This window comes from Streptomyces endocoffeicus, assembly GCF_016741935.1.
Lineage (GTDB): Bacteria > Actinomycetota > Actinomycetes > Streptomycetales > Streptomycetaceae > Streptomyces > Streptomyces endocoffeicus.
This window is the reverse complement of record NZ_JAERRG010000173.1, coordinates 1-953: the sequence shown is the minus strand read 5'-3', so window position 1 is coordinate 953 and position 953 is coordinate 1. Positions and strand designations below refer to the sequence as shown.

At 70.3% G+C, this 953-nt stretch carries 1 protein-coding gene; it reads left to right on the top strand.

Annotated features, from left to right (window positions below; translation table 11 throughout):
• Positions 1-953 (top strand): SpnB-like Rossmann fold domain-containing protein (locus JK364_RS54440; RefSeq protein WP_201858882.1); only part of this gene is annotated, 953 nt, incomplete at both ends.

Genomic DNA, 953 nt, shown 5'->3' with positions numbered 1-953 from the left:
GCCCACAACGACAGCACCCTCAACCTCACCATCCACACCCGCACCACCCCCGAACAACCCTGGACCGCCCACGCAACCGGCACCCTCACCCGCACCAACACCACACCCCCCACCCCCCAAACCACCTGGCCCCCCACCAACGCCCAACCCATCCCCCTGGACGACACCTACCAACGCCTCGCCACCACCGGACTGGAATACGGCCCCGCTTTCCAGGGATTACGCGCACTGTGGCGCCAGAACGACCGGCTCTTCGCCGACGTCCACCTCCCCGACAACGCCGGCGACACCGACGGCTACGGCATCCACCCCGCACTGTTCGACGCGGCCCTGCACGCGCTCGTCACGGTCTCCGACGAGGACGAAATCCGGCTGCCCTTCGCCTGGACCGGCGTCACCCTCCACGCCACCAACGCGTCCAGGCTCCGGGTCGAACTGGAGTGGGGCGCGTCGGGCTCCGCGAGCCTGCGGGCGTTCGACCCGGCCGGTCAGCCGGTGGTGACGGTGGAGTCCCTGGCGAGCAGAGTGATCAGTCCCGACCAGTTGCGTTCGGCGAGTGCGCGCTCCGGGCTGCTGTACCGGCCGGAGTGGACCGCCTGGCCCGGCGCCAACGGGTCGGGCGACACCGTGGAGTTCGAGCGGTATGCGGTGCCCACCGTCGGCGACGACGTCCTGGCCGATGTGCACCGCATCACCGCCGAGGCCCTGGCCCGCGTCCAACACCACCTGACCCAGGACACCACCACCCCCCTCGTCGTCGAAGCCACCCACGACGACCTCGCCGGCGCAGCCGTCTGGGGACTGCTCCGCACCGCCCAAACCGAACACCCCAACCGCATCACCCTCATCGACACCGACAACCACCCCACCTCCCAAAAGATCCTCCCCACCCTCATCGCCTCCGGCGAACCCCAGGCCCGCATCCGCGACGGCGCCATCACCCTCCCCCGACT